The following is a 3,937-nucleotide window of genomic DNA, read 5'->3' on the forward strand; positions in this document are numbered from 1 at the left end:
GATCGGGCGGGCGGTGCGCCGGTGGTCCCGGCCGGCCGTGGCGCCCGCCGAGGCGGTCGCCGAGCCGCCGGAGCACGAGGTCGCGCTCCGGTGAGCCGTCCCGGACCGAACCAGTCGGCATTGGTTACCGTTACGGGGTGACGGCGACGAACGGGTACGACGCCTTCGAGGGCGCGGGTGACCTGCTGCGCGCGCTGTCGGCACCCATCCGGCTGGCGATCGTGAGCGAGCTGGCCGCCGGCGAGCGCTGCGTGCACGAGCTGGTGGAGAAGCTCGGCGCCCCGCAGCCGCTGGTCTCCCAGCACCTGCGGGTGCTGCGCGGGGCGGGTGTGGTGCGCGGCTCCCGGCGCGGGCGCGAGATCGCGTACGCGCTGGTCGACGAGCACGTCGCGCACATCGTCGCGGACGCGGTCAGCCACGCCGGGGAGGGGCCGTCGTGACCGGGCGGACCGTCCGGCCGCGGGGCGGTGACGGCATGACCGAGGGGTCGCTGCGGAACACCCGGCAGCGGACCGCGGTGAGCGCGCTGCTCGCCGAGGTGGAGGGCTTCCACAGCGCGCAGGACCTGCACGCGATGCTGCGCCAGCGCGGCGAGCGGGTCGGCCTGACCACCGTCTACCGCACCCTGCAGGGCCTCGCCGACGCGGGCGAGATCGACGTGATGCGGCCGCCCGGCGGGGAGCACCTCTACCGGCGGTGCAGCGAGGGCCACCACCACCATCTGGTCTGCCGGGCCTGCGGGCGGACGGTCGAGGTGGCCGGGCCGGCGGTGGAGAGCTGGGCGGAGCGGGTCGCCGCCGAGCACGGGTACGCCGAGGTGAGCCACACCCTGGAGATCTTCGGCACCTGTCCGGCCTGCGCCCGCTGAGCAGATCCCGCCGTGCCACCGGGGCCGGACCGTGGCACGCTGTCCGGCGTGAAGATCTACGCTGATCGTTTCCCGACCGCCCTCCGTCAGCTCCTCACCGACCTGCTCGTGGTCGCCTGGGTGTACGCGTCGATCCGCTTCGCGCTCTGGCTGTACGACCTGGTCGAGAAGCTCGCCGTACCGGGGCGGAAGCTGGAGGGGGCCGGCGGTGGCCTGGCCGACAACCTGGCCGAGGCGGGCGGCAAGGTCGGCCGGGTGCCGCTGGTGGGCGACGAGCTGACCGCACCGTTCAACAAGGCCGCCGACGCCGCGCGGGCGGTCGCCGAGGCCGGCCGCGACCAGCAGGAGCTGGTCGGTCAGCTGGCCCTGGCGCTGAGCATCGCCGTGCTGGTCTTCCCGCTCGGCCTGGTGCTGTTCGGCTGGCTGCCGCTGCGGGTGCGCTGGATGCGCCGGGCCGGCTCGGCGCGCGCGCTCGCCGCCGCCCCGGCCGGGCGGGACCTGCTGGCGCTGCGCGCGCTCGCCGGCCAGCCGCTGGCGAAGCTGACCCGGATCGCGCCCGACGTGGCCGAGGCGTGGCGGCGCGGCGACGACGCCACGGTCGACGCGCTCGCCGCGCTGGAGCTGCGCGGACTCGGCCTGAAGGGCGGCCGGTAAGGTACAGCGGTGCTGTACTTCCTGATCGCCGTCGCCGTGCTGCTGCTGGTGTACGCGGGCATCCTGGTGAGCTTCGTGCGCAAGGGTCGGCGGATCCCCCCGGCGGCGTACCTGGTGCTGGCCGCGCTGAACGGGCTGATCCTGGCCGGCGTGATCGCCTGGGCGATCGCCCGCGCCTGACCCACTCCCCGCGCGGCGGATCGGCCGCGCCGGCCGCCGGCCGGGCGCCAGCCGAGCGCCGGCTGACGGCGAGGCGCCGGCCACCGGCGGGGCGCGGCCCAGCGCGGGATGCGGCAGGCCGGGCCATCCGGTCGGCTGGACACCCCGACCTACCGCGACTCGCGGGACGCCTGGCCGCGTGGGCCGGGGCGCCGCGGGCCCGGCGTCCCGGGTGGGGCCGCGGGCGGCGGGGTCAGCCGGCCGGCGGGATGCGGCGGCGGACGTCCTCGGCCGTGGACGGGCCCGGCTGCCAGCGGGCCACCCAGGGCAGGTCCGTCGGCGGGGTCGCCACCCCCTCCTCCAGGGCGGCGTACCGGCCGGCGAGGATCCGCTTCGCGGCGGCCACGTCGACCGAGTCGGTGTTGGACCACAGCCCGGTGAACAGCTCGTCGATCCGCAACCGGGCCTGCCGGCAGAACAGATCGGCCAGCTCGACGTTCTCCGGGTGGGTGTCCCGCTCGGCGACCGCCCGCACGCAGACCGCGGACATCGCGAACAGCTCCGCGCCGATGTCCACCACCCGGCCGAGGAAGGCCTGCTTGCGTTCCATCTTTCCCTGCCAGCGGGACATCGCGTAGAAGGTGGACCGGGCCAGCTTGCGGGAGGTCCGCTCGACGTGCCGCAGGTGCCCGGCGAGCGGGCCGAACTCGTGGTAGGCCCCGGGCGCCTGGCCCCGGCCGACCGCCAGGGTGGGCAGCCACCTGGCGTAGAAGGCGCCGGCCCGGGCGCCCGCCTTCGCCTTGCGACCCAACCCGGCGTCCGGGTCGATGATGTCGCCGGCCACCGAGAGGTGCGCGTCCACCGCCTCCCGGGCGATCAGCAGGTGCATGATCTCGGTGGAGCCCTCGAAGATCCGGTTGATCCGCAGGTCGCGGAGGATCTGCTCGGCCACGGCCGGCCGCTCGCCCCGGGCGGCCAGGGACTCGGCCGTCTCGTAGCCCCGCCCGCCGCGGATCTGGATCATCTCGTCGGCGATCTTCCAGGCCATCTCGCTGGCGTAGAGCTTCACCAGCGCGGCCTCGATCCGGATGTCGTTGCGGTCGTCGTCGGCGAGCAGGCAGCAGAGGTCGAGCATGCTCTCCATGCCGTACGTGGTGGCGGCGATGAAGGCCAGTTTCTTGGCGACCGCCTCGTGCTCGCCCACCGGCCGGCCCCACTGGACCCGGTCGGCCGCCCACTCCCGGGCCACGTTCAGCGACCACTTGCCGGCCCCGACGCACATCGCCGGCAGCGACAGCCGCCCGGTGTTCAGCGTGGTCAGCGCGATCTTCAGGCCCTTGCCCTCGCCACCGATCACGTTCTCCTTCGGCACGAAGACGTCGTGGAACCGGGTGAGGCTGTTCTCCAGGCCACGCAGGCCGACGAAGGCGTTGCGCCGCTCGACGGTGATGCCGGGGCTGTCGCCCTCCACCACGAAGGCGGTGATGCCGCCGCGCCGCCCGTCGGTGGCCGGCACCCGGGCCATCACCACCAGCAGGGTGGCGACCGTGCCGTTGGTGGCCCAGAGCTTCACCCCGTTGAGCCGGTAGCCGGTGCCGTCCTCGGTCGGCTCGGCCGTGGTGGCCAGCCGGGCCGGGTCGGAGCCGACGTCGGGCTCGGTGAGCAGGAACGCGGAGACCTCGCCGGCGGCCAGACGGGGCAGGAACCGCTGCTTCTGCTCGGCCGTGCCGAACATCTTCAGCGGCTGCGGCACGCCGATCGACTGGTGCGCGGAGAGCAGCGCGCCGATCGCCGGGTTGACCGAGCCGGCCCGCATCAGCGCCCGGCAGTAGTGCAGGTTGCTCAGCCCGAGACCGCCGTACTTCCGGTCGATCTTCATGCCGAAGGCGCCCAGCCGGGCCAGCCCGTGGAAGACCTCGTCGGGGATGCGCGCGTCCCGCTCGATCGCCGCGCCGTCCACCTCGGCGTCCAGGTACGCCCCGAACGCGCCGAGGAACTCCTCGGCCCGCGCGACGTCGTTCGGGTCGGAGCGGGGCCACGGGTTGATCTGGTCCAGCCGGAACCGGCCGAGGAAGAGTTCCTTGCCGAAGCTGGGCCGGTCCCAGGCCGCCTCGCGGGCCGCCTCGGCGACCTGGCGGGCCTCCTTCTCGGAGACCTGGCCGGCCTCGCCCGGCAGCGGGCCCGCCCCGCCCGCCTCGTCGACCGCGGCGGCGGTGCCGGCCGGCGGATCGGCGTCGTCGATCGGGGCCATCCGAC

At 75.1% G+C, this 3,937-nt stretch carries 5 protein-coding genes; 4 read left to right on the top strand and 1 reads right to left on the bottom strand.

Annotated elements, in window-relative coordinates; translation table 11 throughout:
* The first annotated feature begins 137 nt into the window (after nt 1–137).
* Genes ACWEVO_RS32045 through ACWEVO_RS32060 form a run of 4 tightly spaced genes read left to right on the top strand, consistent with a single transcriptional unit; the run spans nt 138 to nt 1,702 of the window.
* Entirely contained in the window at nt 138–440 is a 303-nt protein-coding gene (locus tag ACWEVO_RS32045; protein WP_393184241.1) for an ArsR/SmtB family transcription factor, read from the top strand.
* Nucleotides 441–475: 35 nt separating this feature from the next.
* Complete coding sequence (locus tag ACWEVO_RS32050; RefSeq protein ID WP_452311194.1) at nt 476–868, top strand: Fur family transcriptional regulator; 393 nt, start codon at nt 476–478, stop codon at nt 866–868.
* Between the two features lie 48 nt (nt 869–916).
* The gene (locus tag ACWEVO_RS32055; protein WP_452311192.1) at nt 917–1,522 is read left to right on the top strand and encodes a hypothetical protein; all 606 of its coding nucleotides are present in this window, start codon (nt 917–919) and stop codon (nt 1,520–1,522) included.
* Between the two features lie 9 nt (nt 1,523–1,531).
* On the top strand, nt 1,532–1,702 hold the full coding sequence (locus ACWEVO_RS32060; protein WP_452311193.1) for a hypothetical protein: 171 nt from the start codon (nt 1,532–1,534) through the stop codon (nt 1,700–1,702).
* A gap of 232 nt (nt 1,703–1,934) precedes the next feature.
* Here ACWEVO_RS32060 and ACWEVO_RS32065 read toward each other — a convergent pair whose 3' ends face one another.
* Complete coding sequence (locus ACWEVO_RS32065; protein ID WP_452311195.1) at nt 1,935–3,932, bottom strand: acyl-CoA dehydrogenase family protein; 1,998 nt, start codon at nt 3,930–3,932, stop codon at nt 1,935–1,937.
* Nucleotides 3,933–3,937: the final 5 nt, after the last annotated feature.

The organism is Micromonospora sp. NPDC003776, from assembly GCF_053605645.1.

What these genes read in the sequence shown, in the direction of transcription:
- ACWEVO_RS32050 (WP_452311194.1), top strand. Translation starts at nt 476, where the DNA reads ATGACCGAGGGGTCGCTGCGGAACACCCGGCAGCGGACCGCGGTGAGC.
- ACWEVO_RS32065 (WP_452311195.1), bottom strand. Translation starts at nt 3,932, where the DNA reads ATGGCCCCGATCGACGACGCCGATCCGCCGGCCGGCACCGCCGCCGCG.